Here is a 26,829-nt window from a genome sequence, read left to right as displayed (position 1 = left end):
CCTGGTAGGTGGCCGCTACAGTCGCGGCATGGGGGTTATAGAGATCGAGGTGGACCCGCTGCCGTGCAAGGCCTGCGGGCGGCTGCTCGAACAGCGCCGGTGGTGGACACCGAGACGCTTCTGCGGCAACTGGCACCGGTTGAAGTACCGCGTCCGCCAGTTCTTCGGGTTCGTCCTGAGTGTGCTGCTGAGCTAGCCGCACACAGCGCTCAGGCCGTGCTCGGGGTAGGCGCACGGGGTGCACATGCCGAGCGAGGGCGGGATCCGGTATCCGGCGTCCCGGCCGCACTCCGGGCACACCCGGCGGGCGGCGTTCGCACGCTCCAGAGCGGCCCGCTTCGCCGGGGTCATCGGCCGGACCGGCAGGGCCAGGTCGACCCGGTACAGGTAGGCGACCAGCGGCCCGCGCCGCCGGCGGGGGCGTTCGAGCTGGGCCACGACCGGCGAACCGCCCGGCCGCAGCCCCATCGCCCGAAGCTGCCGGAAAGTCGCCAACCCCTCCGGGGCGAGCCGCCACCGGTAGACCGGGAGGCGGCTCACGCCCCGGCCCCGACCGGCTCAGGCGCCAGCGCGGCGCGTTCGGCCCGCAAGGTCTCGCGGAGCATGCGCGCCTTGTCCGGAGACGTACGCAGGGCCTTACGGATGCCCTCGGCGGTCAACTGATCGACCGGCCACGACTGGGTCACCTGCCGCGCCTCGATCAGAAGTTCCTCGGCCGTGCGCCGAGGGCGGGTCGATCGGGCAACGTCCGGGACCCGACCGGTCGCCCGGCGCGGGGTCGACTGCTCGGCCGCGACCGCCTGCACCGTGACCCGCTCGAACGGCTGCGTCTCGGCCGAGGAATCGACCCCTTCGGCCCGATCCTCGGCCACGTGCTCGACCAGGGCCGCGACCGGCCCCGGGGCGGGTTCCACGAGGTCAGGGGTAGACCGTTCCGTGTCGGTCTGGGTCGATTCCTCCGCATTTACGGGTTCGATCGATCGGTGGTGCAGCACCTTGGCGACCAGATCGGAGCCGAAGTAGATCGACCCGACCGGCAGCGACGTGGCGAGCAGAACCAGCAGCCAGTTGACCGCATCCCACTCGGCCAGCCGCGTCCAGTCGACCGATCGACCGTGCAACTCCGGCACCAGACCGTGCACGAAGTTCAGCACGAGCGAGGCGACCGTGTATGCGGCGAGCACCCGCAGCGCGAACCGCTTGTCCGCCCGATCGGTCAGCACCAGCGTGGCGACCAGCGCCAGGGCCATGAGGCCGTCGACCACGAACGGGTAGAGAGTCGCTCCCGTCTTGTCCGCGCCGACGGCGGTCGCCACGTCCCGCAGCGCGTTCCAGGACACCCGGAACGCCATGCCGACCACAGCGACCAGCGCGAGGACAAGCAGGGCCTTACCGGTCCTGTTCACTCCTCACCGCCCCCGCCCTTGCGTGCCAGGTAGAGCAGCCGGGCGACGGCGATCACGCCTAGCGCGGTGACGGCCCCGGCACAGTGGATGTCCCGGCGGTCGATGAGCAGCCCCAGTACCTCCACGGCGACACACAGGGCGAGCAGCACCCAGAAGGTCAGGCGGTTCACGCGACACCGCCCGCCTGCACCAGACCGGCGCGGTTGGCCAGGTGCCGGCGGGCCGCCAGCACCCGGTTGCGGTGCCGGCGCAACCGCCGGTCGTCCAGCTCGGTGACCGGACGATCCAGCAGGGTGATCTCCACGTCGAGCAGGTCGACCTCCGCCAGGATCAGCGGCATCTCCCGTTCGATCGCGTCCAGCTCAGCGTTCGTCGGCTCCCACTCGGCCGGGAGGGTCGTAACGAGGCTCTGAGGTGCAGCGATGGACTTCATTGGGTGTGTTCCTCTCATCCAGGAACGGCCCGAACGAGGTCCCGGAGTTGCCCCTCCGGGACCTCTTGCCGTTGGAACCATCCGGCTCCCCTCAACCCCGCCCGTACGGCACCAATGGGGTCCGGACGGGCAGAGGAGACAACCGGCCGCAGCAGAGCTGCGGAGGTTGGTCGTACGTGTCTCGCCTTCGGGAGCGCGCTCCCGGCTTAGGCATGCGAGACGGCGACCTTTCGGTCTCGCCCTCCGGTTGACCAGGGATCCGGGACCCTCGGCCCGCTCTGTCCCGGGCCCCTTGACCTCGAAAGGCCCCTAGATCAGGGCGCATTGAGGTCCCGCACCCGTTGGCCGTTGAACCGACCGGCGGGCACGTCCCTAAGGTTCCCTAGGGTTCCCTGCGGTGTCAAGCGGTAAGCTAGGGAACCCCAGGGAAGTCACCGACAGGGAGTGAGCGACATGGCAGGCCAGGCCGACAATCGGGCGCCGTACGCGAGGATTGCCGCCCACTACACGGAGCTGATTACGTCCGGTCAGCTTCAGCCCGGGACCCTCTTGCCGAGCATCAAGAACCTCTCGGAAGAGTGGAAGGTCAGCACCGCGACGGCGGAGAAGGCGCTACGCAAGCTGCGCAACGACGGTCTTGTCCGAGGCATCCACGGCATCGGCACTGAGGTCTTGGACGCGCCGGCTCCGATGTCCTCGGGGTCACAGCGCCAGGACCGGGGCCGTCGCACAGGGTCTAGCTGGGGAGATGGCGAACGGTCCGACTCGCATCAGGCCACCGTCGTGCCCGCGCCCGCCGAAGTGGCACAAGCGCTGGACATCCCGCCCGGCTCCGACGTCATCCGCCGTAGCCGTGTCTACAGGGACCGGCACGGCATCGTGGCTCACAGCACGTCGTGGATCCCCGCCCGGTACGGCATGCTGATTCCTCAGCTGGCTACGAGTGAGCGACTGACAGGGGGAACCTCCCTCCAGCTCATCGCCCAGGCGACCGGCCACCCGATCAGCCACCGAATCGACACCGCCTCAGCCTCGTTGCTGACGCCCGAATACGCCCGGCTCCTGGAGCTGGAGCCCGGCAACTTGCCGGCGGAACCCGTGGTCGTAATGACCGCAAAGTTCGTCGACAGCGAGGGCAGCATCGTGGAGTACGGCGTCGACCTTGGGGGACCGGGTCGGACATGGCGCACAGAATCGGAGGTCTCGTGACGCTCGATCAACCGCCGCTCTGCGTCTTGATGGCCGGGCTTCCCGGCTCGGGCAAGACCACCCTCTCTCGCGCGCTCACTGCTCGCGGGTTCGTGCGGCTGTGCCCGGACGAAGAGATGTTCCGCCGGCATGGCGTCTATGGGGTGGACTTCCCCCGGGGTATCTTCCCGACCCTCGAACGGCCGGTGCTGGAAGACGTGGCGGTCGAACTCCGTGAAGAGCTCAAGGCGGGTCACGATGTCGTCGTTGACCACGGCTTCTGGACTCCGGAGGACCGGGCGAAGTGGCGAGAGATTGCCACCGATGCAGGCGCGACCCCTGTCCTTGTCTACCTGGCGGTGAGCCATGACGAACTCTGGGCTCGGGTCAGCAGGCGCAACGAGTTCCACGCCAATGACCCGAACTCGATCTACTTCTCCGAGAGCGACCTACAGCGGTACCGCACGCGGTTCGTCCCCCCGGAGGCTGACGAACCGCATCTGCTGTACGACGGCGACCCCGGCGCCGTGATCGCGACCTTGGACGCGTCACGCCCCTGACGTTTTAGCGGGCAGACGCGCAGGTCAGCGGGCAGGCCTCCGGCTCAGTTTCCGTCTCATTCACCCCCGTCCGGAGCAGTTCAGACCGGTTCACTCGGGCGACGACAGGGCGAGGATGAACGAGGTTGAACGAGCCTGAATGGCCCCCTGAGCAGCAGGAACAGACCTCGAAAGCGAGTGTGGCGCAAGTCACCGAGGGTTCAAATCCCTCCGCTACCGCCAGAGAAACCTCCCCGAACTGCGGAAACGCGGATCGGGGAGGTTTTTTCATGCGCTCAGCCCCGGTTCCCGCAGGGCGGGTCGTACGCCAATCCGGGGACGTACCGTGCCCATTGGGCCGGCGTGAGGACATTTCCCGCGGCCGGGCAGATCCAACGGACGGCGGCGTCCGGCTCGGTGGACCAGAGCCGCACGGCCCGGCCCTCGCCGGCGCTCGCGAGGGTGCGGCCGTCGGAGGCGAAGCCACCGTGCCGGCGTCCACACGGAAGCCGGTGAGGGTCCGCGGCAGGACCACGTTCCCGTCCGCCAGCAGCCGCCGCGCGGTGCGCCGGGCGTCCGTGGCGGTCGGGGAGGGCGCCGGAGGGGCGGGCCGGGGAGAGTGCCGGAGCGGCGACCGGAGAGGGCGCCGGAGCGGCGACCGGGGAGAGTGCCGGAGCGGCGACCGGGGAGGGTGCCGGAGCGGCGACCGGGGAGAGTGCCGGAGCGGCGATACGAGAGGGGGCCGGAGGGCGACAGCGGAGTGAGCCGGGGAGCGGAAAGGACCAGGGAGGGGATCCCGAAGGGGCTTGCGGGAGGTCTGGACGGGGGGAGCGGCATCGGGGGGACAAGCCGCTCCCCCCGACGAGAACCCGGCCCGCAAGTCCTGCGCCGCAGTCAGGGGGAAGCTCGCGGCGCGGACCCCGCAGTGTGGGCCGGTTCCATGCCCTGCGGATTCCTGCCAGATCCGCCGGGCTCGACATCCATCCTGCTCGTCCGTCACCCTTCCGGGGGGCGGCAAAAGGCCCCGATCCCCGGGCCCTTGGTCCATAAAGACTCGGTTAGGCTTACGCGGCCAGAGAGGCGCGGGAGGCTCGGCCAGGGGAGGGCGGACGAATGGCGCAGGCGAAGAAGATCGCGCTCTACGCGGTCGTGGTCTTTGTGCTGTACACGATCATCACGTCCCCGGCCCGGGCGGCGGACCTCGTCCAGGTAGGGTTCGAGGGCATATCGAGCGCCGCTCAAGGCGTCGGCCAGTTCATGACCGAGCTCGTCAATTAGGACGGCTCCGGACTACCGGGAGTACCGCCGTGATCCGCCATCTGGTCCTCTTCAAGCTCAACGACGGCGTCCAGCGCGACGAGCCGCGCGTGGTCGCGGGCGTCGAGGCTTTCCGTGCCCTCGGTTCGCAGATCCCGGAGCTGACGTTCTGGGAGTGCGACTGGAACATCACCGACCGGCCGATCGCGTACGACTTCGCCATCAACTCCGCCGTCGAGGACAAGGACGCGCTGCAGCGCTACCTCGACCACCCGGCGCACCAGGCGGGCGTCGCCCAGTGGCGCGAGTTCGCTACCTGGGTGATCGCCGACTACGAGTTCTGAGCCGGCCGAAGTCCGGCCGCTCCCCTGGGCCCCTTGCCGTTCGACGGCGAGGGGCCGAGTTTTTTACCCGTCCAACGCACCCTCAACACGTGGTTATCCGGTGCTTGCACACAGTGGACATGTCTTGTGATGCTATGACCGCTTTTGACGGATGAGTCGACCGAAGTTGACATGCGAAGTTGACCTGAAGGGGTGGCGTGAACGTGCCGGCCAGTACAGCGCCTCAAGTCCCGCCCCAGAACGAGGCCGGGGCCCCCGAACCCCCGCGCCCCCGGCCCCAGAGCACCCGCGGCGCCGACACCCGGGCCCTCACCCAGGTGCTCTTCGGACAGCTCAAGAACCTCGAACCCGGCAGCCCCGAGCACCACCGCGTGCGCGGCGCGCTGATCGAGGCCAACCTGCCGCTCGTGCGGTACGCCGCCGCCCGCTTCCGCAGCCGCAACGAGCCGATGGAGGACGTGGTCCAGGTCGGCACCATCGGCCTGATCAACGCCATCGACCGCTTCGACCCCGACCGGGGCGTGCAGTTCCCCACCTTCGCCATGCCCACCGTCGTCGGCGAGATCAAGCGCTACTTCCGCGACAACGTCCGCACCGTGCACGTGCCCCGCCGGCTCCACGAGTTGTGGGTGCAGGTCAACGGCGCCACCGAGGACCTGACCACCGCGCACGGCCGCTCGCCGACCACCGCCGAGATCGCCGAGCGGCTGAAGATCGGCGAGGACGAGGTGCTGGCCTGCATCGAGGCCGGCCGCTCCTACCACGCCACCTCCCTGGAGGCGGCCCAGGAAGGCGACGGGCTGCCGGGCCTCCTCGACCGGCTCGGCTACGAGGACCCCGCGCTCGCCGGGGTCGAACACCGCGATCTCGTACGGCATCTGCTCGTCCAGCTGCCCGAGCGCGAACAGCGGATCCTGATGCTGCGGTACTACAGCAACCTGACCCAGTCCCAGATCAGCCAGGAGCTCGGGGTCTCACAGATGCACGTGTCAAGGCTCCTCGCCCGGAGCTTCGCCCGATTGAGATCCGCAAACAGGATCGAAGCGTAACCAGAACGGGTAGACCGTTTCCGGGCGGTCTTCCGCCCCCTCAAATGCCGCACACCCCTTGTTTCCTGCGGATATGTCAGCCCTCCTTGTCGACAAGTCACTACAGCGTGTTGCCGACATGTGACATTCTGCAGGAACCGCGTTTGCCGCAGCCCCGCCTCCGGTATTCAGGTGGAGGCTGCGTTCCTCAGATGGTCGTGGCCGCCACGACCGTCCGCGACCTCAAGGGGGTGGCATGTCCGCAGAACAGGGCAGCTCGAAGGTGCTCACGCTCACGCCCATGCCCACGCAGACGACGGCGCCGACCGCCGCAGACACCGCCGCCACGGACGTAACCCCCGCTGACGTCGCCCCCGCTGACGTCACCGAGGGCGTGGAGACGCTCCCCGCGCCGCCGGCCGTCACGCCCGAGGCCCTCGACACCCGCACCCTCTCCCGCTCCCTGTTCCTGCGCCTGCGCGCCCTGGACGAGGAGGGAGCGGCCGCGGACAGCCCCGAGCGGACCTACGTCCGCGACACCCTCATCGAGCTCAACCTCCCGCTCGTGCGCTACGCGGCCGCCCGCTTCCGCTCCCGCAACGAGCCGATGGAGGACATCGTCCAGGTCGGCACCATCGGCCTGATCAAGGCGATCGACCGCTTCGACTGCGAACGCGGCGTGGAGTTCCCGACGTTCGCGATGCCGACCGTCGTCGGCGAGATCAAGCGCTTCTTCCGCGACACCTCGTGGTCGGTGCGCGTCCCGCGCCGCCTCCAGGAGCTGAGGCTCGCCCTCACCAAGGCCAGCGACGAGCTCTCGCAGAAGCTCGACCGCTCGCCGACCGTGCCCGAACTCGCGGCGGTGCTCGGGGTGTCGGAGGAGGACGTGGTCGACGGCCTCGCCGTCGGCAACGCGTACACCGCCTCCTCGCTCGACTCCCCGTCGCCCGAGGACGACGGCGGCGAAGGCTCCCTCGCCGACCGCCTGGGCTACGAGGACACGGCCCTGGAGGGCGTCGAGTACCGCGAGTCGCTCAAGCCGCTGCTCGCCAAACTCCCGCCCCGCGAACGGCAGATCATCATGCTCCGCTTCTTCGCGAACATGACCCAGTCGCAGATCGGCGAAGAGGTCGGCATCTCCCAGATGCACGTCTCCCGACTGCTGACCCGGACGCTGGCGCAGCTGCGCGAGGGCCTGATCGCGGACTGACATTCCCCGTTCTGCTTCCTTACTGACACATCGTCAGCCACACTGCTGACCATGTCCAAGTGCCAGTGGCGAAGGAAGCGACGCCCGGGACTCGCGGTGGTCGCGCTCTACCTCGGCGGGGCGCTGACCGCGTGCGGATCGGGCGACGACGGCGACGGATACGCGGCGGTCGGCGCCGGCTCCTCGCCGAAGGGCGCCGTGCCGCCGTCCGGATCGGTCAGCCTGGTCCCGCTGGACCCGAAGGGCCCGGCGAAGTCCACGGACCCCGGACTCACGTCGAGCACGTCACGCCCGTCACCGCGACCCGGCGAGCAGCCGGGCTCCGGCGGTACGGCCACGGCACCGCCTCCGGTCGCGGACGGCACGGCCCCGCCGCGCACCCCCGGGACACCGACCACGCCGGCCGAACCGGGTCGGCCGACGCCGGCGCCGACGGCGACGGCGCCGCCGCCCTCACAGAGCCCTGCGCCGTCCACGAGCCCCCCGGCACCCGCCGCACTCACCCTCTCCGCGCCCGTGCTCACCGACACCGACAGGCGCTGGTGCGAGAACGTCACCGTCACCTTCCGCAACACCGGTGGCACAGCGGCCCGTTCGGGCACGGTCAGCTTCGCGACGCACGTTATCGGCGCACTGGGCATCGACTGGGGCACATTCACGTCCTCCCAGCCGCTGCCCTCCCCGATCGCGGCAGGAACGGCCCGTACGCACACGTACACGGTCTGCGTGGAGTCCTGGCGGGTACCGCTCGGCATGCGCGTGGACACGCAGCAGGTCAGCGCCGCGTGGCAGTGAGGGTGCCGGCGAGCGCGTCGAGCAACAGCTCGGCGAACTCCTCCGGGTGCTCCACACAGCCCACGTGCCCACCAGGGAACTCCACCGTCGCGGCACCGGTGGACTCCGCGAGCCGCCGTGCCGGCCCGACCAGCGCCTCCTGATCGCCCGTCTCGCGGCCCACGCCCAGGACCAGCTTCCCGGCGGCGGCGCGCAGCCCGTCGAGTTCGGGAGCGGACGAGGAGAAGGGGCACAGGACGTGCTCCAGGAACACGGGCATGTTGGCCGCCATGCGGTCGGCCATCTGCCGTATGGAGGGCGGGAGTTCGGTGGCCTGCTGCTTCCCGGGGGCCGGATGGTCGGGGCCCGGGTGCCGCTCTGAGTGCGGGTGGCCGGGGTCCGGGTGCCCCTCGGGGTCCGGGTGGTCGGGATCCGGGTGCCCCTCGGACTCCGGGTGGTCGGACTCCGGCTTGCGACCGTCCGGCGTCTCGGCGAACCGGGCCATCGCCGCGCCGAGCCCCTGGGTGCGCTGGAGCTCGCGCACCTCGGCGAAGTGGTCACGGTACGGGGCCGGGTCGGCGAGCAGTTCGACCAGGGGCGGTTCGTGGGCGACCACGCGGCGCACCCGGCCGGGGTGGCGGGCGAGCAGGGCGAGCGCGACGATGCCGCCGGAACTGCCGCCGAAGACGTACGCGGGCCCGGCGCCGTCCGGGGAGACCGCGTCGAGGACGGCGAGGGCGTCGTCGGCCCACTCGGCCACGGACTGGTCGGCCAGCGGCCCGTCGAGGGGACTGCGGGACAGCCCGCGCTGGTCGTACGAGACCACGGTGTACCCGGCGGCCGCGAGCCGGTCCGCCATCCCGTCGTACATCCCGGCATCGCCCGCGCCACCGGGGACGAGCAGGAGGACGGGCCCGCTGCCGCGCGTCTCGTAGCGGAGGGTGGCGCCGGGGACGGCGACGACGCCGACGCCCACGCCGACGTTCATGACACTCATGAGGGGTTCCCCCAGTTCTCCAGGGTGGTGTGGAGGGCGTCGAGCGAGCGTGCCCAGGACTCGGCGACGGGGCGGGTGTGCTGGAAGCCGCCGCTCAGCTCGATGTGGATGTAACCGTGGAAGGTCGCGCGGAGCAGACGCCCGGCGTCGGTGAGGTCGGGCTCGGTGAGCCCGTAGCCGCGGAGCATGCCGTAGGTGAGCTCGACGGCCCGGAGGAAGACCGCGGTGTCGGCGACCTCGGCCGGCTCGATCCGCTGCTGGGTGGCCGCGTAGCGGCCGGGGTGGGCGAGTGCGTAGGCGCGGTACGCGTCGGCGAAGGCGACGAGCGCGTCCTTGCCGGAGCGCCCCGCGACGGCGGCGCCGATGGCGTCGTTCATCTCGGAGGAGGCGAGGAGCGCGAGCCGGACCCGTAGATCGCGGAGGTTCCTGATGTGCGAGTAGAGGCTCGCGTCCTTCACACCGAAGCGGCGGGCGAGCGCGGAGACGGTGACCTTGTCGAGCCCGTCCTCGTCGGCGAGCTCGGCGGCGGCCTGGACGAGGAGGTCGGGGGTGATTCCGGCGCGGCGCACCATGCGAATCTCCTTCCTAGGGGTCCTAGGAAGAAACCTAGCATTCCTAGGTACGGGCGCGCCCTATCTCGTCACTCCGGGTGACCCGAATGAAGGTGCCGGCGGAGCAGGACGTTCGCGTCGGTCTCGGCGCTCCAGTCGAAGCGGGCGCGGGCGGCGGCACGGGAGGCCGCGAGCTCGGCGCACTGGCCGCAGTGCGGGACGGGCGCGGGCGGGCGGAGCAGCTCGTACGCCGCGTTGGCGCGCTCGTTGACGGCCCGCACCCCGGCGGTGATGCGCTCGTCCCGCGTCGCCGGTCGCACCCGCTCCGGATCCGCTTGCCACTCCCGCCCGCCGCCGACGGGCCGCAGCATGGCGTACGGCCCGGCCTGCCCCCGGTACTCACCGACCTTCCGCGCCACCAGGTCGAACAGGTAGTCCCCGCACCCCGGTCCCGCACCCGCGCACCCTGCCATTGCGCTGTTCCTCTCGTGACTCACCCGATCGGGCGATTACTCTGTGTGGTTCCAGCGTTGCTCAATGGAGAGGGCGGTCACAACGCTGATCGCGTGCCAAGGGCTGTTGTCACGAGGGGGTCGGGGTGACCAAGAGGAGCACGGCGGGGAGCGAGGCCGCCGCGACGACGGCGGAGGTGTTCGGTGAACTGCTCCGTCACTACCGGGAGTCGGCGGGGCTGACCCAGGAGGCGCTGGCTCGCTCCCTCCACTGCGACCGCTCGCAGGTGGCCCGGGTGGAGGCGGCTAAGCGGGTACCGACGGACGCGTTCGCGAAGGCGTGCGACGAAGTCCTCCGGACCGGCGGGGTGTTACTTCGCCTGTGGCGGAGGATCGACTGGTATCCGGAGGTGCAGCACCCCGACTGGTTCGAGCGCAGGGCGGAGATGGACGCGAAGGCGACCGAGATCCGTGCGTATCAGATCCAGGTGGTGCCCGGTCTCTTGCAGACCCCTGCCTACGCACAGTCCCTGTACGCACAGCGACTCGAAGACACCGATGAGGTGGAGGATCGCGTCCGCGCGCGACTGAGTCGCCAGCAGCGCTTCCTCTCGCCAGGCGGGCCGGCGTACATCGCCGTGCTCGACGAGAGCTGCCTCCGGAACATGGTCGGAGACGCCGACGTGATGCGAGAGCAGTGCGCCCATCTGCTGGAAGTGGCCCGGCTTCCCAACATCCGCGTACAGGTGGCGCCGTTCAGCCAACCCGGAATCGACCGCCCGGACGCCTCGATGTCGCTGATCCTGCTGCCTGACGGGCATCAATGGGTCTACTCGGAATCGCTCGACAGCGGCCACTTCAGCGATGATCCGACCATCTTCGCGCGACACAGCCAAACCTATGATGTGCTGAGGGCTGACTGCCTGTCGGGCCGCGAGTCCGCCGTTCTGATCAGCGACATGATGGAAAGGTACGGGCACCATGCAGAGGCACGATCTGACTGCGGCGACCTGGATCAAGAGCAGCTACAGCGGGGCCAACGGAGGCGACTGCCTCGAAGTCGCCCCCGGATTCCCCGGCCTCGTCCCCGTGCGTGACAGCAAGGCCCCGGAGGGCCCTGCCGTCGTCTTCGAGCGTACGGCCTGGGAGACCTTCGTCCACAGCCTGTGAATCGAGCCCTCACGCCAGGGCGAGGACGGCGACCGCCGGGGCCATGTAGAGCAGCGGGAACGGGACGTGTGCGTACGAGCGGGCGCGGATCACAGTGAGGGCGGCGCCGGCGAAGTAGAGGACGAGCCCGATCGCGGCGGCGATGCCGATCGCCGGGACGGCGTAGCCGACCAGGAGTCCGACCGCGCCGGCGAGCTTGGCGGCGCCGAGCCGGTTCCACCAGGAGCGCGGGACGCCGTACTCCGCGAGCGGCTCCACGACGAACTTGGCGCGGGCGAAGATCGACGCTCCCGAGAACCCGGCCATGAACGCGGCGACGGCGGTGACGACGGTGGCGGTGGTGGACATCTCGGGCTCCTCGCTGGGGCGGCGACGGGCGTTTCCCGCGCGCTCACTGCACTGACACCGCGCTCGACGTACGTGTGACAGGTCCGGCGACTTCTTTCTCCGGCCGGTATGGGTGGCGGGTCGCAGAGGTCGTACGGGCGGGCGTTGCGTGTGGGCTTCTGGTGCGGCCGCCCTTGACCCGAGTGTGGCTTCCTCCACCACCGCCTCAAGGGCGCTCCCTTCGGTCGCGTCGCTCCGCGATGGCCTGCGGCCACCCTTGACCCGGCGGCTCCGGGAGCCTTTTCACACTCGGAGGGCGGCCGGGGCCCGGCCACGCCACTCGCTTCGGGTAGCCCGCCGCGCCGTGGGCGGCGCGCGGGCCGGTGGGTGGAGGCCCGGTTCGCGGTCGGGGCGGATGCGTTCGCCTCCGTCCGTTCGGGGTGCGCGGTCGTGGAAGGGGGTGCCCAATCCGGGCTTGGCGGCCGTCGGCCGTCGTTCGGCCGATGCTCATGCCCCGCTGGTCACTCCCGGTGGGTGGAGCGAGAAAAGTGCGCGCACCGCAAGACTCGGCGGGGTGGGGGTGAACTCGTGTGACAGGAGAGGTGGTTCGACGGCCCGCGAGAGCCGGGAGATCCACGTTGGTCGCGTCGGGGGTGGACAGCAGAGCGTTCACCTGCAACTCATTGCAACCCTGGAGTCGAGGCGTTGCGTTAGATCTCAGGGCTGTTGCAACAATTTCCTTAGCCTGGCCTGCACTTATGGGAGTTGGGGACGAGTAGGGTGTTGCTGGATCCTCGAACGCAACGTAGCTTTTCCGTTGTCAGAAACAACGGATCGCTAGGAGAACGTGATGCAGAAGTTCGACACCCCCGCCCCCGTCTCGGCCCTCGTCGACGTCCCCGCCGGGTGCGTTCGGTTCATCGCGGGCGACCGGGTCGACACCACCGTGGAGGTCCGGCCCGCGAACGCCTCCGACAGCCGCGACGTGAAGGCGGCCGGGCAGACCGAGGTCGGCTTCGACGGCGGCGTCCTGCGGATCGAGGTGCCCGCCGCGAAGAACCGGATCCTCGGCAACTCCGGGGCGATCGAGGTCGTCGTCCAGCTGCCCGCCGGTTCCCGCGTCGACGCGAAGACCGCCGCCGGCGAGTTCCACGGCGTCGGACGGCTCGGCGACGTCACCTTCGAAGGCGCCGCCGGCACCGTCAAGCTCGACGAGACCGCGAGCGCCCGCCTCGCCCTCCAGGCCGGCGACATCACCGTCGGCCGCCTCGGCGGGCCCGCCGAGATCACCACCCAGAAGGGCGACCTCCGCGTCGACGAGGCCATGGGCGGCACCGTCACCCTGCGCACCGAGCACGGCCGGATCACGGTCACCGCCGCCCACGGCGTCTCCGCTTCGCTGGACGCCGGCACCGCCTACGGCCGCATCGACAACACGCTGAAGAACACCGGCGGCACCCCGGGCCTGAACATCCACGCCACCACCTCTTACGGCGACATCACGGCCCGCAGCCTCTGAGGAACCGCCTCCCGCCCCTCTCGACGTACAGCGCGTGAGGACCTTGCGGCAGGATTTCGTTCCTGACGCACAATCAACAATGTTGACCAGAACAGACGAAGGGGGAACCGTCATGCGAGTGGTGCTGTCGTCCTACGGATCGCGCGGGGACGTCGAGCCGATGGCGGCGCTGGCCGTCGCCCTGCGCGGGCTCGGCGCCGACGTACGGGTGTGCGCGCCCGAGGACGCCGAGTTCGCCGAGCGACTCGCCGGGGTCGGCGTGGAGTTCGTGCCGGTCCGCCTCTCGATCCGCGCACTGGTGGCCGGGGCGAGGGCCGGTGCGCCGGTCTCCATGACCGAGCGCGTGACGATGGTGGCCACCGCCCAGTACGAGGCGGTGTCCGAGGCTGCCGAGGGCGCGGACACGGTGGTGGCGACCGGACTGTTCCCGGCCGTGGCCGGGGCCCGCTCGGCGGCCGAGAAGCGGGGGCTGCGCTTCGCGTACGTGTCGTATTTCCCCGGCATGCTGCCGTCGCCGCACCACCCGCCGTACCCGCTGCCCGGCCGCCCGCTCCCCGAGGGCGTGACCGACAACCGGACGCTGTGGGACCTGGACGTCGAGGGCCAGAACGAGGTCTACGGCCCGGGACTCACCGCCTTCCGGGAGACGATCGGGCTGCCGCCCCTGACGAGCGTCCGCGACTACGCGATCACCGGCCGGCCGCTCCTGGCCGCCGACCCCGTACTCGGCCCGTGGCAGGAACCCGCCGACCTCGACGTCGTACAGACCGGCGTCTGGGTCCAGCCGGACGAACGTCCGCTCCCCGCCGACCTGGAGGCCTTCCTGCGGGCCGGGGAAGCACCGGTGTACGTGGGCTTCGGCAGCATGTCCGTGCACAGCTCCTCCGACACCGCCCGGGTGGCCATCGAGGCGGTACGCGCCCAGGGCCGCCGCGTGCTCGTCTCCCGTGGCTGGGCGGACCTGGACCTGATCGACGACCGGGAGGACTGCATGGCCGTGGGCGAGGCGAACCACCAGGCCCTCTTCCCGCGCGTGGCCGCCGTCGTCCACCACGGCGGCGCGGGCACGACCACGACGGCCGCCCGGGCCGGTGTGCCGCAGGTGGTGATCCCCCAGCTCGTCGACCAGCCGTACTGGGCGAGCCGGGTGGCGGCCCTGGGCATCGGCGCCGCCCACGACGGCCCGGTCCCGACCTTCGACTCCCTCTCGGCGGCCCTGACCACCGCGCTCGCGCCGCACACCGTCACCGCGGCGGGCGGGTTGGCGCCGGACATCCGCACGGACGGCGCCGAGAAGACCGCGAAGCTGCTCCTCGAAGGGTTCGGCGAGCAGGCCTGAGACGCCGGGGTGAGACGCCGGGGTGCGCGGGCAAAACCCCCCGACCCGTGACCCGTGACCCGAACGGACCTACGACCACTTCCTTCGACGAGGCCGATGAGTTTTCCCCTGGACGCCGGTCAACAAGACACCAGGACCGAAGAGCCGAGCCAAGCCCCGAGACACCGAGGATCCAAGATGCGCACCCTGATCAGCACCGCCTTCATCTCGCTCGACGGCGTCGTGGAGGCCCCGGGCGGCGAGCCCGGCTACCGCAACTCCGGCTGGACCTTCAAGCACACCGAGTTCCTGCCCGAATCCTTCGAGATCAAGGACAGGGAGCAGAAGGAAGCGGCGGCGATGCTGCTGGGCCGGGTGAGCTACGAGGCCTTCAGCCCGGTGTGGCCGGCCATGGAGGAGTTCGCCGACTACAAGGTCATGCCGAAGTACGTCGTCTCCTCGACGCTCACCGAGGACGACCTGGTGTCGGACTGGGGCGAGACCACGATCCTGCGCTCGCTCGACGAGGTCGCCGCGCTGAAGGAGACCGAGGGCGGCCCGATCATCGTCCACGGCAGCGCGACCCTGAACCAGGCCCTCTCGGACGCCGGCCTGATCGACCGCTACCACCTGCTGGTCTTCCCGCTTCTGCTCGGCGCGGGCAAGCGGCTCTTCAGCACCACGGACAAGGACGTCCAGAAGCTGCAGCTGGTCGAGCACGAGGTCTACGCGAACGGTCTGCAGAAGCAGGTCTTCGACGTCGTCCGCTGACCGTCCCGCACGCCGCCCGGCCGCCCTCCACGTGAGGGCGGCCCGCGGCGTGCGTGCCGTACTCGCCTACGCGCCGGACGCGTCGGCGTACGCGCGTACCGCGATCAGCCCAGCGCGAGCCACGCCACGCCCGCGAGGACGACGATCGCGACGACGACTCCGACGATCAGTCCGACGCGGGGGCCGGAGGACGGGGCGACGGCCTGTTGGGGCTGTCGCTGCGGGGTGCCCTCGTCGACGAAGGCGCGGAACATCTGGGTGCTGCCGGCGGGGTCGTAGGAGCCCTCGGGGCCCTGAGCGCCCTGGCCGTACGGTGCTTGGGGGTTGTGTGCCATGGCCCGGACCCTAGCGAAGGAGGGCCGACCGCCCCAAGCCCCGGTCATCTGGCCTGCCCGGGACCTGCACGAAGCCCCCATCGCCCCCTCCTCCAGGGCCTTCTCCAGCACTTCCTCCAGGGCCTTCCCCGGAGCCTTCTCCCTCCGCCCCTCCAGGCCTCCTCCCGCCTCTCTCAGGCCTCCTCCAGGCCCTCTCCCGCCTCCTCCAGCGCTGCCCGAGCCCCTTTGCCGATTCTTTAGCGCGCTTTGACCGATTTAGTTTGCCTGAAGCAACCATCCATCTCTATGGTTGCTCTAAGCAACAAGATGTGCGGAAGCTCGATGGAGACGCGATGGAGACGCTGAGCCGGTACGAGGAGCTCGCCCGGGCGGTGAGCGCCATCGGCGCCGTGAAGCGCGGCCTCGCCCGCGCCCTGCCCGCCCACTGCCAGGGCGGAGCGGCGGCGGTGCTCGCCCTCATCAAGCACCACGGCGACATGCGGATGAGCCGGCTGGCGGAACTCATGGCCGTCGACATGTCCGTGTGCAGCCGCCATGTGGCGCACACCGTGGAGCGCGGCTGGGTCGAGCGACTGCCCGACCCGGAGGACAAGCGCTCCCGGATCCTGCGCCTCACCGACGAGGGCTACGCGATGCTCGGCGAACTCGACCGCCGGGTCACCGAGGCCTTCACCCGCCACCTCGCGGAGTGGTCCGACGAAGACGTCGCTCTGCTCACCAGCCTGCTCGCCCGCCTCCGCGACTCCTTCGGGGACTGCCGGGCCCACCACGCCTGACCGACGCCACTCAAAGGAAACTCATGGCTACCACCGCACCTGCCACGGGTGCACGGGAAGCCCGGACCGACAGCTCCGGCGCCGCCCCGATGACGCACCGGCAGATCATGGAGGCGCTGTCCGGGCTGCTGCTCGGCATGTTCGTCGCCATCCTGTCCTCGACGATCGTCTCCAACGCGCTCCCGCAGATCATCACCGACCTCGGCGGCGGCCAGTCCGCCTACACCTGGGTCGTCACCGCCGCCCTCCTGTCGATGACGGCGACCACGCCGCTCTGGGGCAAGCTCGCCGACCTCTTCTCCAAGAAGCTGCTCGTCCAGATAGCCCTGGTCATCTACGTCGCGGGCTCGGTCGTGGCCGGTCTCTCCCAGAACACCGGCATGCTCATCGCCTGCCGCGTCGTCCAGGGCATCGGCGTCGGCGGTCTGACCGCCCTCTCCCAGATCATCCTGGCCGCCATGATCGCCCCGCGTGAGCGCGGCCGGTACAGCGGCTACCTCGGCGCCGTCTTCGCCGTCGCCACCGTCGGCGGCCCGCTGCTCGGCGGCGTCATCACCGACACCGAGTGGCTCGGCTGGCGCTGGTGCTTCTACGTCGGCGTGCCCTTCGCGGTCATCGCGCTGCTCGTCCTGCAGAAGACCCTCAAGCTTCCGGTCGTGAAGCGCGAGGTCAAGGTCGACTGGGCCGGCGCCTTCTTCATCAGCGCCGCCGTCTCCCTCCTCCTCATCTGGGTCACCTTCGCCGGCGACAAGTACGACTGGATGTCGTGGCAGACCGCCGTCATGGTCGGTGGCTCGATCCTGCTCGGCGCGGTCTTCGTCCTCGTCGAGTCCAGGGCCTCCGAGCCGATCATCCCGCTGCGCCTCTTCCGCAACCGCACGATCACTCTCGCCTCGACGGCCTCGCTCTTCGTGGGTGTCGCGATGTTCGCCGGCACGGTGTTCTTCAGCCAGTACTTCCAGCTGGCCCGCAACGAGTCGCCGACCATGTCCGGTGTCCTCACCATCCCGATGATCGGCGGACTGTTCGTCTCCTCGACCGCCTCCGGCATGATCATCACCAAGACCGGCCGCTGGAAGGCCTGGCTGATCAGCGGCGGCGCGCTCGCCACGGCCGGCCTCGGCCTGCTCGGCACCCTCCGCTACGACACCGAGTACTGGCACATCGCCGTCTTCATGGCGGTCCTCGGCCTCGGCCTCGGCATGATGATGCAGAACCTGGTCCTGTGCACCCAGAACCAGGTCGCGCCCTCCGACCTCGGCGCCGCCTCCTCCGTCGTCACCTTCTTCCGCTCGCTGGGCGGTGCGATCGGTGTCTCGGCGCTCGGCGCGGTCATGGCCCACCGGGTCACCGACTACGTCAAGGACGGCATGGCCGAGCTCGGTCCGAAGGCCGCGGCGGCCCTCGGCCAGGGCGGCGGCGGTGGCGGCATCCCGGACATGGACAAGCTGCCCGCTCCGATCCGCACGGTGATGGAGAGCGCGTACGGCCACGGCGTCGGCGACGTGTTCCTCTACTCGGCGCCGTTCGCGCTGCTCGCCTTCCTGGTGACGCTGTTCATCAAGGAGGTCGCGCTGAAGAGCGGCACGGTGGCCTCGGAGGACGGCAGGTAACGGACTCCCGGCCGCGCTTCGAGCGGAGGCACGGCCGGGTCGGGTACGGAGCGGCGGGCAGGGGACGGCCCGCCGCTCCGTCATGTCCGCCCGCCGGGTCCCGGCGGGTACGCCGGCCGGACCCCGGCGGGTACGCCGTCCGGGGCCGTCCACCGGGCCCGCCTGCCGCGCCGCCTGCCGGGGTCCGTCTACCGGGGTCCGTCTACCGGGGTCCGTCTACCGGGGTCCGTCTACTGGGACGTGCCGTTCTGCTCGGCCCCGGCCCGCTCGACCATGACCTCGATGCCCGCGATCAGGACCTCCAGGGCGTACGCGAAGTCGCGGTCCCAGATGGCGCTGACGCTGCCGTGCGAGGCGCGCTCGTCGAGGATCTCCGCCATCGGTTCGAGCGCCTCCACGAACTGCGGATCGTCGCGGAAGGCCTTCACCGACTCGCCGTAGAAGTCGTCCTGCGTCATCCCGGCCTCGTCCGCACGGCGCTGGAACTGGGACTCGATCGTCCCGTAGCCGTACACGAACTGGAAGACGGCCGACATCGCGCTCGGCTGGCGGTCGATCGGCAGCCCGCTGTCCCGGACCGCCTCCTGGATCTTGGCGCCGACGGCGATCGCGTTCGGGCCGATGTTGAGGTACTGGCCGGCGCAGGGCGACATCCAGGGGTGGCGTACCAGCATGAGGCGATAGGCCAGGGCGAGCAGCTTGATCCGGCCCTGCCAGTCGTCCGCCGAGTCGATCTCGGCGAGGTCGATCTCCCCGTAGCAGGTGTCGATGGCGTACTCGATGATGTCGTCCTTGGTGTCCACGTACCAGTACAGGGACATCGCGGTGACGTTCAGCTCGTTCGCGAGCTTGCGCATGGAGAGCTTGGCCAGGCCCTCCTCGTCCAGCATCCGGATGGAGGCGGCGACGATCCGCTCCCGGTCGAGCCCGGCCGGGCCGCCGCCGCTGCGGGCGGCCCGGTGCTCGAGCCAGACGCTGGAACCCGCCGGGTTCTTGGCCCGGTCGGCTGCCTTGACCATCGCGCGCTCCATCCTGATCCCGCCGTCAGTGATCCGTGACCATGCTAGGCAGCCACGGCCTGCTGTCCGGCAACGCCCGCGGCCTTGGCCTCCGCCCGCTCGGCCCGCTTCAGCAGGGCCGCCGCGAGCAGACCGCCGGCGAAGACGGCGATCGCGCCGACCAGCTGGCTGGTCTGGAGGCCGGTGGCGTAGGCGTCGGCGATCTGTCCGCGCTCGGCGTCGCTGCCCGCCGCGGCCAGGGCGGCCGGGAGCGAGGTGGCGGTGACGGTGACGAGGGCGGCGAAGCGGGCGTTGAGGACGGCGCCGAGGACGGCGACACCGAGGCCGTTGCCGAACTCGGCGAGGGTGCCGTTGACACCGGCGCCGACACCGGCCTTCTCCGGCGGGATCGCACTCATGATCGCGTTGGCCATGGCCGGGTTGGAGACGGCGAGGCCGACGCCCATCAGGACCAGGCCCAGGAGCATGCCCCAGTACGTGCCGTCCGAGCCGCCGCCGATCACGGCGATCGAGGTGAGACCGCCCGCGACCAGGGTCATGCCGACGGCCACGGTGAGCGGGGTGCCGAGCTTCATGACGATGCGCGGGCCCACGCCGGTGAGGTTGAGGGCGACGACAGTCAGGGCGAGCGGCGCCATCCGCAGACCGGCCTCCAGCGGCTCGTAGCCGAGGACGAACTGCAGGTGCTGGGTGAGCAGGAAGAGCGAGCCGCCCATGCCGAACATCACCAGGATCGCGCCGGCGACGGCGCCGACGAACTTCTGGTTGCGGAAGAAGTGCATGTCGAGCATCGGGTACGGGACGCGCAGCTCCCACAGCGCGAACGCGGCCAGGACGGCCACGCCGATCGCCGCCGGGACGAGCACCTCGACGGAGGTCCAGCCGTGCTCGGGACCGGTGATGATCGCGTACACCGCGGAGGTCATGCCGATGGTCGAGAGCAGCGCGCCGACCAGGTCGGGGCGTTCGCCCTGCGGGTTCTTGGACTCGGGAACCAGCTTGAGGACCGCGACCAGGCCGATCACGGCCACCGGGATGTTGATGAGGAAGATCATTCCCCACCAGAAGTGGTTGAGGATGGCGCCGCCGATCAGCGGTCCGGCCGCGAAGCCGAGCGAGCCGACGGTGGCCCACAGCGCGATGGCCTTGACCCGCTCCGAGTCGTCGAAGATCTGCATGACGACGGCGAGGGTCGTGGTCATCAGGAGCGCGCCGCCGATGCCCATGCCCGCGCGGGCGGCGATCAGCTGGCCGGTGGAGTCGGCGAGTCCGGCGGTGAGCGAGCCGAGGCCGAACAGCGCGAGACCGATGGCCAGCATCTTCTTGCGGCCGTAGCGGTCGGCGGCGTTGCCCGCGGTGAGCAGCAGACCGGACTGCACGAGCGAGTAGGCGTTGATCATCCACTGGATGTCGCTGGTGGAGGCGTGGAGCTCGGTGGTCAGCGAGGGGATCGCGACGCTGAGCACGGTGTTGTCGAGCAGCACGGTGAGCTGGGCGAGGCAGATGACGCCGAGGATCAGCCAGCGCTGCGGGTGGCCGCCGGTGGCGGCCGGTTCGTTCGCGGCGGTCGACGCCGTCATGGAAACTCCTTATACGGTGTACGAGGCTTGGACTCGTACACCGTATAAGACTCTCTCGTACGCTGTATAGCGCTTATTTTCGGCCGACTGGTTCCGGCTGCTCCTCTCGCCGCTTCTGTCGCTGCTCCTCCGCCTTCTCCGCCTTGTCCGGCTACTTCTTGCTGGTCAGGTCGTAGAAGGTGGCGCTGCCGACAGCGACCTCCTCGAAGGTCTCCTCCACCCAGGAGGTGATGTCCCCGCCGTTCCCGCCCGCGCCGAAGCCTCCGCCGGAGGCGACGAAGTAGTGGATCTTCCCTTCGGCGACGTACTGCTTGAACTGCGCGAGGGTCGGCGACGGGTCGCTGCCGTTGAAGCCGCCGATGGCCATCACCGGCTTCTCGGTGGCGAGCTGGTAGCTGGCCGCGTTCTGCGCGCCGATCGCGGCGGCGACCCAGGTGTAGTCGTCGGCGTCGGCCAGCAGCTTCTCCTTGGCCTCGGTGCCGACGTTCGCGCCGTTGAGGAGACCGCCCATGCCGCCGGGGCCGCCCTGGTTCTCCCGGGCCGCACCGCCGGGGGCCTGACCGCCCGGACCGCCCTGACCGTCCTGACCGGCAGGGGCCTGGCCACCACCGGGCATCTGCCCCTGCCCACCGGGGGCCTGCCCGCCACCGGGCATCTGACCGCCGGGCGCCTGACCGCCGGGCCCTCCCGGGACCTGGCCCTGGCCGCCCGGTCCTCCCGGGACCTGGCCCTGACCGCCCTGGCCGTCGGGCCCGAAGAAGACCATCCGGCCGTCGCCCGGACCGCCGCGCATGCCGCCCGGGCCGGCCATGCCCGCCGGGCCGGCCGTCACGATCGAGCCCTGGTGGCCGTCGGCCAGCGTCGCCAGGGTGTACGCGAAGGGGCCGGCCAGTCCCGCAGCGAGACCCAGGCCCGCCGCCGCGAGCCCGAACCGTCGGGCGGCCCCTCCCAGCCGGACCGCGAGCAGCAGCCCGAGCGCCGCCGCGCACCCGGCGACGAGCACCGTCCAGCGCAGCCACGGCAGCCAGTCCGGCGTACGGCCGAGCAGCGTCCAGCCCCACACCGCCGTCACCGCGACCGCGGCCGCGAGCGCCGCCGAGGCCGGCAACCGGCCCCGCTCCTCCCACAGCACCGCCGCGCCCATGCCGATCAGAGCGGCGATGTACGGCGCCATGGCCACCGTGTAGTACTCGTGGAAGATGCCGGCCATGAAGCTGAAGACGGCCGTCGTCAGCAGCAGCGAACCGCCCCACACCAGGAACGCCGAGCGCGCCGTGTCCGTGCGCGCGGCCCGCCAGGTCACCACGAGCCCGGCGACGAGGAGGATCAGCGCGGCGGGCAGCAGCCAGGAGATCTGGCCGCCGATCTGCTCCCCGAACATCCGGCCGAGGCCCGTCTCGCCCCAGCCGCCACCGCCGCCGGGTCCGCCACCGGCCCGCGTGGGCAGTTCCATACCGGCCGGCAGGTTCTCGGTGACCCGTCCGCCCGCGCCGCCACGGCCACCGCCGCCGACGCTGCCGACCTCGTTGCCGTTGAGCCGGCCCAGGCCGTTGTAGCCGAAGGTCAGCTCGAGGAAGCTGTTGTTCTGCGAGCCTCCGACGTACGGGCGGGAGGACTTCGGCCACAGTTCGACCAGGGCCACCCACCAGCCCGCCGACACCAGCAGCGCGAGCCCGCCGAGGCCGAGCCGGCCGAGCCGGCGCCCGACTCCGCCCGGCGCGCACACCACGTACACGAGCGCGAGCACCGGCAGGATCAGGAAGGCCTGCAGCGTCTTGGCGAGGAACGCGAACCCGAGCGCCACGCCCGCCCACACCAGCCACTTCGCCGCGCCCTTGTCCAGCTCCAGGGCGCGCAGCACGCAGTACACGGCCACCGTCATGAGCAGCGCGAGCAGCGCGTCCGGGTTGTTGAAGCGGAACATCAGCGCGGCGACCGGGGTGAGCGCGAGGACCGCGCCCGCGACGAGACCGGCGCCGGCACCGAAGCGGCGGCGGACGGCCGCGTACAGGACGGCGACCGTGGCCACGCCCATCAGCACCTCGGGCACGAGGATCTGCCACGAACCGAGCCCGAAGAGCCGCACCGACAGGGCCATCGGCCACAGCGCGGCGGGCGGCTTGTCGACCGTGATGGCGTTCGCCGCGTCGAGCGAGCCGAAGAAGAAGGCCTTCCAGCTCTGGCTGCCGGCCTGGACGGCCGCGGAGTAGAAGGAGTTGGCGTAGCCGCTCGCGCTCAGGTTCCAGAGGTAGAGGGCGGCGGAGGCGAGCAGCAGGCCGTAGAACGCGGGCCGCACCGACGGCGCGTCCTCGGGCCGCCCGCGCCACGCACGGTGCAACCGGGCGGGTGAACGGCGGTCGGTGCCGGGGCCGGTGCCGGTGTCGGTGCCGGTGCCGGTGCCGGTGTCGGTGTCGGTGTCGGTGGTCATCGAGTGGTCGTCCTAGTCGTGGTCGGGGAGCGGTCCGGGCGGTGCCGGCGGTCCTGGCGGTCCTGGCGGTCCGGGAAGACCCAGAGCCGGAAGAGGAGGAAGCGGACGACGGTCGCGGCGAGGTTGGCGACGATCAGCACGGCGAGCTCGGCGGAGTGCGCCGGGTCGCCGCTCGCCGCCCCCAGCGCGGCGAGCGAACCGCTGGTCAGGGCCAGCCCGATGCCGAAGACGACGAGGCCCTGCGCCTGATGGCGGGCGGCCCGCTCCCGGCCCCGTACGCCGAAGGTGAGCCGGCGGTTGGCGGCCGTGTTGGCGACCGCGGAGACCAGGAGGGCGGCGGCGTTGGCGGGTTGGGCGCCGACGCCGAGCCGGAAGAGCGAGTACAGGGCCAGATAGAAGAGCGTGGACAGCGCCCCGACCACGCAGAAGCCGACCAGCTGGCGCGCCAACCCGCCGGGCACGCCCTTCAGTTCGCGGTCGCGCGGGTCGTCGCCGAACGGCCGGGCGAGCCGGTCGAGCGGCAGTGACCCGGTCGCGAGCGCCCGCCCGACCCGCCACACGCCCTTCAGGTCCTCGGTGGCGGTACGGACGATGTGCACGGTCGAGTCGGGGTCGTCGACCCAGTCGACCGGCACCTCGTGGATCCGCAGCCCGGCCCGCTCCGCGAGCACCAGCATCTCGGTGTCGAAGAACCAGCCCGAGTCCTCGACCATCGGGAGCAGCCGCTCGGCGACCTCCCGCCGTATGGCCTTGAACCCGCACTGGGCGTCCGAGAACCGGGCGGCGAGCGAGCCGCGCAGGATCAGGTTGTAGGCGCGGGAGACGAACTCCCGCTTGGGGCCGCGCACCACGCGCGACGAGCGGGCGAGCCGCGAGCCGATCGCCAGGTCGGAGTGGCCCGAGATGAGCGGCGCGACGAGCGGGAGCAGCGCGTTGAGATCGGTGGAGAGGTCCACGTCCATGTACGCGAGGACCGGCGCGTCCGACGCCGACCACACCGTCCGCAGCGCCCGTCCCCGGCCCTTCTGCTCGAGCCGCACGCTGCGGACGGTGTCCGGCAGACGGGCGGCGAGCGCGCGGGCCACCTGCGGGGTGGCGTCGGTGGAGGCGTTGTCCGCGACGGTGATGCGGAAGCCGTACGGGAAGGTGCGGTGAAGGTGCTCGTGGAGCCGCAGCACGCACGGCTCCAGGTCCTTCTCCTCGTTGTAGACGGGGACCACCACGTCGAGGACGGGCCGGCCGGCCGCGCCCACGGGCAGGTGCTCCCGGGAGGGAAGCGTTTCGGCGCTCGGTGACGTTCGCATGTCCCCGACACTCGCCGGGCCCGCTGTCACGGCCGTGTGGTGAGCCTGTGGCCCGCCTGTGAGTCAGGGGGCGTGAGTCGGAGTCGGCGTGAGTGGGAGTCGGCGTGAGTGAGAGTCGGCGTGAGTGAGAGTCGGCGTGAGTGAGAGTCGGCGTGAGTGAGAGTCGGCGTGAGTGAGAGTCGGCGTTCCGCGCTGACGCCCTTCCGCGGCGACTTTCTTCCGCGGTGACTCCCTTTCGCGGTGACTCAGTCAGCGCCGACGGGGCAGGCGTACGGCGAACAGCGTCCGGCCGGGTCGGCTGTCGACGGTCACCTCGCCCCCGTGGGCGAGGGTGACGGCGCGGACGATGGCGAGCCCGAGACCGGTGCTGCCGGCCTGCCGGGACCTGGAGGCGTCGCCGCGCGCGAACCGCTCGAAGACCGAGGGCAGCAGCTCGCCGGGAATGCCCGGCCCGTCGTCCTCGACCTCGACGACCGCGTGGCCCGGCTCCGTACGGACGCGGGCGGTGACGGTGGTGCCGGGCGGGGTGTGGGTGCGGGCGTTGGCGAGGAGGTTGACGAGCACCTGCTGGAGCCGGGCGTCGTCGGCCGGCACCTTCACCGCCGCCTCCCCGTCGGGGAGTTCGAGGCGCCAGTGGTGGTCCGGCCCGACGGCGCGGGCGTCGGAGACGGCGTCCACGACGAGCAGCGAGAGGTCGGTGCTCTCGTACGAGAGCGGGCGGCCGGCGTCGAGCCGGGCGAGCAGCAGCAGGTCCTCCACCAGGCCCGTCATCCGGGTCGCCTCGGACTCGATGCGCCCGAGGGCGTGCCGGGTGTCGGGCCCGCACTCCTCCCGGCCGCGCCGGGTCAGCTCCGCGTACCCGCGGATCGAGGCGAGCGGCGTGCGCAGCTCGTGGCTCGCGTCGGCGACGAACTGCCGTACGCGCGTCTCGCTGCGCTGGCGCGCGTCCAGTGCCGAATGGACGTGGTCCAGCATCCGGTTGATGGCCGCGCCGACCTGCCCGACCTCGGTCCGTGGATCGGCCTGCGCCTCCGGCACCCGGTGGTCGAGCGCCACCTCACCGCTGTGCAGGGGCAACCGGGACACCTGGGCCGCGGTCACGGCGACCCTTCGCAGGGGCCGCAGGGCGACCCGTACGAGCACGGTCCCCGCGAGCGAGGCGGCGACGAGCCCGGCGCCGGTGACGCTCAGCTCGACGACGACGAGCGTGGAGAGGGCGTCCTGGACCTCGGTCAGCGGGATGCCGATGAGGTAGTCGCCGTTCTTGCCGGTCGCGTACTGCACCCGGTAGTCACCGAGGCCGCCGGGCAGCGACACGGTGTACGGATCGCCGTCGCGGGGGACGGCGGCGAGGGCGGCGCTCTGGGCGTCGTCGAGCTTGATCGAGCGGTACCTCGGCCCGTACACGCCGTCCTCCGGCGGCACGGAGCGGTCCGCCGTCGTCAGCTCCCCGTCCACCAGCCGCGCACCGACCGTTCCCAGCGGCGCGCCGGGCCCGATGACGAAGCCCAGGGGCGTGTCGAAGCCGCCCGGCGAGGGCACGGCGGAGTCGGGCGGCGGCCCCGCGGCCCGGTTGGCGACCTCCTGCAGGCGGGTGTCCGCCTGGTCGTAGAGATACGACCGGAAGGCTATCGTCGTCACGGTGCCGATGACCGCGCACACCACGGCGATCAGCGCGACGGCGGAGACGACCAGCCGGGTCCGCAGCGACCAGGGCGCCCTCGGGCGGACGGGCACGCGGACTACTCCCCCGGCTTGATGAGGTAGCCCGCCCCGCGCCGGGTGTGGATCATCGGGCTGCGCCCTGCGTCGATCTTCCGGCGCAGGTAGGAGATGTAGAGCTCGACGACGTTGGCCTGGCCGCCGAAGTCGTACGACCACACCCGGTCCAGGATCTGCGCCTTGCTGAGCACCCGGCGCGGGTTGCGCATGAGGAAGCGCAGCAGTTCGAACTCGGTGGCGGTGAGATGGATCGACTCGCCGCCCCGGGCCACCTCGTGGCTGTCCTCGTCCAGGGTGAGGTCCCCGACGGTGAGCAGCGACTCGGCGCGCGCCTGCGCGGCCCCGGACCGGCGGATCAGCCCGCGCAGCCGGGCCACCACCTCCTCCAGGCTGAACGGCTTGGTGACGTAGTCGTCGCCGCCCGCCGTGAGCCCGGCGATCCGGTCCTCGACCGCGTCCTTCGCGGTCAGGAACAGCACCGGCACCTCGGGCAGCTCGCGCCGCAGCCGCCCGAGGACGGCGAGCCCGTCCATGTCGGGCAGCATCATGTCGAGCACGACGGCATCGGGCCGGAACTCCCGCGCCCGCTTCAGCGCCCCGGCCCCGTCGCCGGCGCTGTGCACCTGCCAGCCCTCGTAGCGCAGGGCCATCGACAGCAGCTCGGCGAGCGAGGCCTCGTCGTCGACGACGAGGACGCGGACGGCACTGCCGTCGGGCCGGAGCAGATCGGTACGCGAACGGGGAGTGGTCGCAGTCATGGGGATACGG

At 71.2% G+C, this 26,829-nt stretch carries 29 protein-coding genes and 1 pseudogene; 15 read left to right on the top strand and 15 right to left on the bottom strand.

All coding sequences use genetic code 11. The features are described from left to right. The first annotated feature begins 28 nt into the window (after positions 1 to 28). Positions 29 to 196 (top strand): hypothetical protein, encoded by a 168-nt coding sequence (locus ACFY8W_RS19820; protein ID WP_391106550.1) that lies wholly within the window; start codon positions 29 to 31, stop codon positions 194 to 196. Here the strand turns inward: ACFY8W_RS19820 and ACFY8W_RS19815 are convergent. The 4 genes from ACFY8W_RS19815 to ACFY8W_RS19800 are packed head-to-tail and all read right to left on the bottom strand — an operon-like array spanning position 193 to position 1,839. Further along, positions 193 to 540, bottom strand: coding sequence for an RRQRL motif-containing zinc-binding protein (locus ACFY8W_RS19815; protein WP_391106547.1), 348 nt, complete (start codon positions 538 to 540; stop codon positions 193 to 195). The genes ACFY8W_RS19820 and ACFY8W_RS19815 overlap by 4 nt on opposite strands. Then, positions 537 to 1,406: a DUF2637 domain-containing protein gene (locus tag ACFY8W_RS19810; RefSeq protein WP_391106544.1), complete on the bottom strand. Its 870-nt coding sequence runs from the start codon at positions 1,404 to 1,406 to the stop codon at positions 537 to 539. The genes ACFY8W_RS19815 and ACFY8W_RS19810 overlap by 4 nt, the downstream gene beginning before the upstream one ends. Continuing rightward, entirely contained in the window at positions 1,403 to 1,576 is a 174-nt protein-coding gene (locus ACFY8W_RS19805; RefSeq protein WP_391106541.1) for a hypothetical protein, read from the bottom strand. The genes ACFY8W_RS19810 and ACFY8W_RS19805 overlap by 4 nt, the downstream gene beginning before the upstream one ends. After that, positions 1,573 to 1,839 carry a DUF6284 family protein gene (locus tag ACFY8W_RS19800; protein WP_391106538.1) on the bottom strand — a complete coding sequence of 89 codons (267 nt, stop codon included), beginning with the start codon at positions 1,837 to 1,839 and terminating at the stop codon, positions 1,573 to 1,575. Before ACFY8W_RS19800 ends, ACFY8W_RS19805 begins: the two co-directional genes overlap by 4 nt. A 453-nt stretch (positions 1,840 to 2,292) precedes the next feature. On the opposite strand from ACFY8W_RS19800, the gene ACFY8W_RS19795 reads away from it, so the two are divergent. The 7 genes from ACFY8W_RS19795 to ACFY8W_RS19765 all read left to right on the top strand — a co-directional run bounded on the left by ACFY8W_RS19795 (position 2,293) and on the right by ACFY8W_RS19765 (position 8,200). Beyond that, positions 2,293 to 3,048 (top strand): UTRA domain-containing protein, encoded by a 756-nt coding sequence (locus tag ACFY8W_RS19795; protein WP_391106535.1) that lies wholly within the window; start codon positions 2,293 to 2,295, stop codon positions 3,046 to 3,048. Positions 3,049 to 3,077: 29 nt separating this feature from the next. After that, entirely contained in the window at positions 3,078 to 3,587 is a 510-nt protein-coding gene (locus ACFY8W_RS19790; protein WP_391106907.1) for an AAA family ATPase, read from the top strand. Positions 3,588 to 4,679: 1,092 nt separating this feature from the next. Then, the gene (locus ACFY8W_RS19785) at positions 4,680 to 4,844 is read left to right on the top strand and encodes a hypothetical protein (protein WP_164986384.1); all 165 of its coding nucleotides are present in this window, start codon (positions 4,680 to 4,682) and stop codon (positions 4,842 to 4,844) included. 29 nt (positions 4,845 to 4,873) lie between these two features. Continuing rightward, positions 4,874 to 5,167, top strand: coding sequence for a Dabb family protein (locus ACFY8W_RS19780; RefSeq protein WP_391106532.1), 294 nt, complete (start codon positions 4,874 to 4,876; stop codon positions 5,165 to 5,167). A 203-nt stretch (positions 5,168 to 5,370) separates the two neighbouring features. Then, positions 5,371 to 6,216: a SigB/SigF/SigG family RNA polymerase sigma factor gene (locus ACFY8W_RS19775; RefSeq protein ID WP_391106530.1), complete on the top strand. Its 846-nt coding sequence runs from the start codon at positions 5,371 to 5,373 to the stop codon at positions 6,214 to 6,216. Between the two features lie 235 nt (positions 6,217 to 6,451). Then, the gene (locus tag ACFY8W_RS19770) at positions 6,452 to 7,405 is read left to right on the top strand and encodes a SigB/SigF/SigG family RNA polymerase sigma factor (RefSeq protein WP_391106527.1); all 954 of its coding nucleotides are present in this window, start codon (positions 6,452 to 6,454) and stop codon (positions 7,403 to 7,405) included. Between the two features lie 51 nt (positions 7,406 to 7,456). Further along, positions 7,457 to 8,200: a hypothetical protein gene (locus ACFY8W_RS19765; RefSeq protein ID WP_391106524.1), complete on the top strand. Its 744-nt coding sequence runs from the start codon at positions 7,457 to 7,459 to the stop codon at positions 8,198 to 8,200. On the opposite strand, the gene ACFY8W_RS19760 is transcribed toward ACFY8W_RS19765, so the two are convergent. The 3 genes from ACFY8W_RS19760 to ACFY8W_RS19750 all read right to left on the bottom strand — a co-directional run bounded on the left by ACFY8W_RS19760 (position 8,181) and on the right by ACFY8W_RS19750 (position 10,200). Next, positions 8,181 to 9,176, bottom strand: coding sequence for an alpha/beta fold hydrolase (locus ACFY8W_RS19760; RefSeq protein WP_391106521.1), 996 nt, complete (start codon positions 9,174 to 9,176; stop codon positions 8,181 to 8,183). The two genes, ACFY8W_RS19765 and ACFY8W_RS19760, sit on opposite strands and share 20 nt — an antisense overlap. Then, on the bottom strand, positions 9,173 to 9,748 hold the full coding sequence (locus tag ACFY8W_RS19755) for a WHG domain-containing protein (protein WP_391106518.1): 576 nt from the start codon (positions 9,746 to 9,748) through the stop codon (positions 9,173 to 9,175). The genes ACFY8W_RS19760 and ACFY8W_RS19755 overlap by 4 nt, the downstream gene beginning before the upstream one ends. Positions 9,749 to 9,816: 68 nt before the next feature. Further along, on the bottom strand, positions 9,817 to 10,200 hold the full coding sequence (locus ACFY8W_RS19750; RefSeq protein WP_391106515.1) for a hypothetical protein: 384 nt from the start codon (positions 10,198 to 10,200) through the stop codon (positions 9,817 to 9,819). Between the two features lie 125 nt (positions 10,201 to 10,325). Here ACFY8W_RS19750 and ACFY8W_RS19745 point away from each other — a divergent pair, with 125 nt between their 5' ends. Together ACFY8W_RS19745 and ACFY8W_RS19740 are read left to right on the top strand one after the other, a co-directional pair. Next, positions 10,326 to 11,276 (top strand): Scr1 family TA system antitoxin-like transcriptional regulator, encoded by a 951-nt coding sequence (locus ACFY8W_RS19745; protein WP_391106512.1) that lies wholly within the window; start codon positions 10,326 to 10,328, stop codon positions 11,274 to 11,276. Beyond that, positions 11,245 to 11,349 (top strand): annotated as a pseudogene (locus ACFY8W_RS19740) (DUF397 domain-containing protein); the annotation flags it as partial. The gene ACFY8W_RS19745 and the pseudogene ACFY8W_RS19740, both read left to right, overlap by 32 nt. Before the next feature lie 9 nt (positions 11,350 to 11,358). On the opposite strand, the gene ACFY8W_RS19735 reads toward ACFY8W_RS19740, so the two are convergent. Then, the gene (locus ACFY8W_RS19735; protein ID WP_391106510.1) at positions 11,359 to 11,697 is read right to left on the bottom strand and encodes a DoxX family protein; all 339 of its coding nucleotides are present in this window, start codon (positions 11,695 to 11,697) and stop codon (positions 11,359 to 11,361) included. A gap of 829 nt (positions 11,698 to 12,526) precedes the next feature. On the opposite strand from ACFY8W_RS19735, the gene ACFY8W_RS19730 reads away from it, so the two are divergent. The 3 genes from ACFY8W_RS19730 (at position 12,527) to ACFY8W_RS19720 (ending at position 15,284) form a co-directional block, all read left to right on the top strand. Continuing rightward, positions 12,527 to 13,195, top strand: a complete 669-nt coding sequence (locus tag ACFY8W_RS19730) for a DUF4097 family beta strand repeat-containing protein (RefSeq protein ID WP_391106508.1) — start codon at positions 12,527 to 12,529, stop codon at positions 13,193 to 13,195. Positions 13,196 to 13,307: 112 nt separating this feature from the next. Then, the gene (locus tag ACFY8W_RS19725) at positions 13,308 to 14,534 is read left to right on the top strand and encodes a nucleotide disphospho-sugar-binding domain-containing protein (protein ID WP_391106506.1); all 1,227 of its coding nucleotides are present in this window, start codon (positions 13,308 to 13,310) and stop codon (positions 14,532 to 14,534) included. A 177-nt stretch (positions 14,535 to 14,711) separates the two neighbouring features. Beyond that, the gene (locus ACFY8W_RS19720; RefSeq protein WP_391106504.1) at positions 14,712 to 15,284 is read left to right on the top strand and encodes a dihydrofolate reductase family protein; all 573 of its coding nucleotides are present in this window, start codon (positions 14,712 to 14,714) and stop codon (positions 15,282 to 15,284) included. A gap of 104 nt (positions 15,285 to 15,388) precedes the next feature. On the opposite strand, the gene ACFY8W_RS19715 is transcribed toward ACFY8W_RS19720, so the two are convergent. Continuing rightward, positions 15,389 to 15,619, bottom strand: a complete 231-nt coding sequence (locus ACFY8W_RS19715; protein WP_391106502.1) for a hypothetical protein — start codon at positions 15,617 to 15,619, stop codon at positions 15,389 to 15,391. A 332-nt stretch (positions 15,620 to 15,951) separates the two neighbouring features. On the opposite strand from ACFY8W_RS19715, the gene ACFY8W_RS19710 reads away from it, so the two are divergent. After that, positions 15,952 to 16,395, top strand: coding sequence for a MarR family transcriptional regulator (locus tag ACFY8W_RS19710; RefSeq protein WP_391106500.1), 444 nt, complete (start codon positions 15,952 to 15,954; stop codon positions 16,393 to 16,395). A 23-nt stretch (positions 16,396 to 16,418) separates the two neighbouring features. Then, positions 16,419 to 18,008 carry an MFS transporter gene (locus ACFY8W_RS19705; RefSeq protein ID WP_391106498.1) on the top strand — a complete coding sequence of 530 codons (1,590 nt, stop codon included), beginning with the start codon at positions 16,419 to 16,421 and terminating at the stop codon, positions 18,006 to 18,008. Between the two features lie 230 nt (positions 18,009 to 18,238). Here ACFY8W_RS19705 and ACFY8W_RS19700 read toward each other — a convergent pair whose 3' ends face one another. The 6 genes from ACFY8W_RS19700 to ACFY8W_RS19675 form a co-directional block, all read right to left on the bottom strand. Next, positions 18,239 to 19,027 (bottom strand): TetR/AcrR family transcriptional regulator C-terminal domain-containing protein, encoded by a 789-nt coding sequence (locus ACFY8W_RS19700; RefSeq protein WP_391106496.1) that lies wholly within the window; start codon positions 19,025 to 19,027, stop codon positions 18,239 to 18,241. A gap of 44 nt (positions 19,028 to 19,071) precedes the next feature. Continuing rightward, positions 19,072 to 20,607: an MFS transporter gene (locus ACFY8W_RS19695; protein WP_391106494.1), complete on the bottom strand. Its 1,536-nt coding sequence runs from the start codon at positions 20,605 to 20,607 to the stop codon at positions 19,072 to 19,074. Between the two features lie 151 nt (positions 20,608 to 20,758). Continuing rightward, positions 20,759 to 23,035 (bottom strand): glycosyltransferase family 39 protein, encoded by a 2,277-nt coding sequence (locus ACFY8W_RS19690; protein WP_391106492.1) that lies wholly within the window; start codon positions 23,033 to 23,035, stop codon positions 20,759 to 20,761. Next, entirely contained in the window at positions 23,032 to 24,339 is a 1,308-nt protein-coding gene (locus ACFY8W_RS19685; RefSeq protein ID WP_391106490.1) for a glycosyltransferase, read from the bottom strand. Before ACFY8W_RS19685 ends, ACFY8W_RS19690 begins: the two co-directional genes overlap by 4 nt. A 249-nt stretch (positions 24,340 to 24,588) precedes the next feature. Next, positions 24,589 to 26,076, bottom strand: a complete 1,488-nt coding sequence (locus ACFY8W_RS19680) for an ATP-binding protein (protein WP_391106488.1) — start codon at positions 26,074 to 26,076, stop codon at positions 24,589 to 24,591. A gap of 5 nt (positions 26,077 to 26,081) precedes the next feature. Further along, positions 26,082 to 26,819 (bottom strand): response regulator, encoded by a 738-nt coding sequence (locus ACFY8W_RS19675; RefSeq protein ID WP_391106486.1) that lies wholly within the window; start codon positions 26,817 to 26,819, stop codon positions 26,082 to 26,084. Positions 26,820 to 26,829: the final 10 nt, after the last annotated feature.

This window comes from Streptomyces sp. NPDC012637 (assembly GCF_042954805.1).
GTDB lineage: Bacteria > Actinomycetota > Actinomycetes > Streptomycetales > Streptomycetaceae > Streptomyces.
Note: the sequence above shows the minus strand (reverse complement) of the source record. Positions and strands in the feature narration are given on the sequence as shown.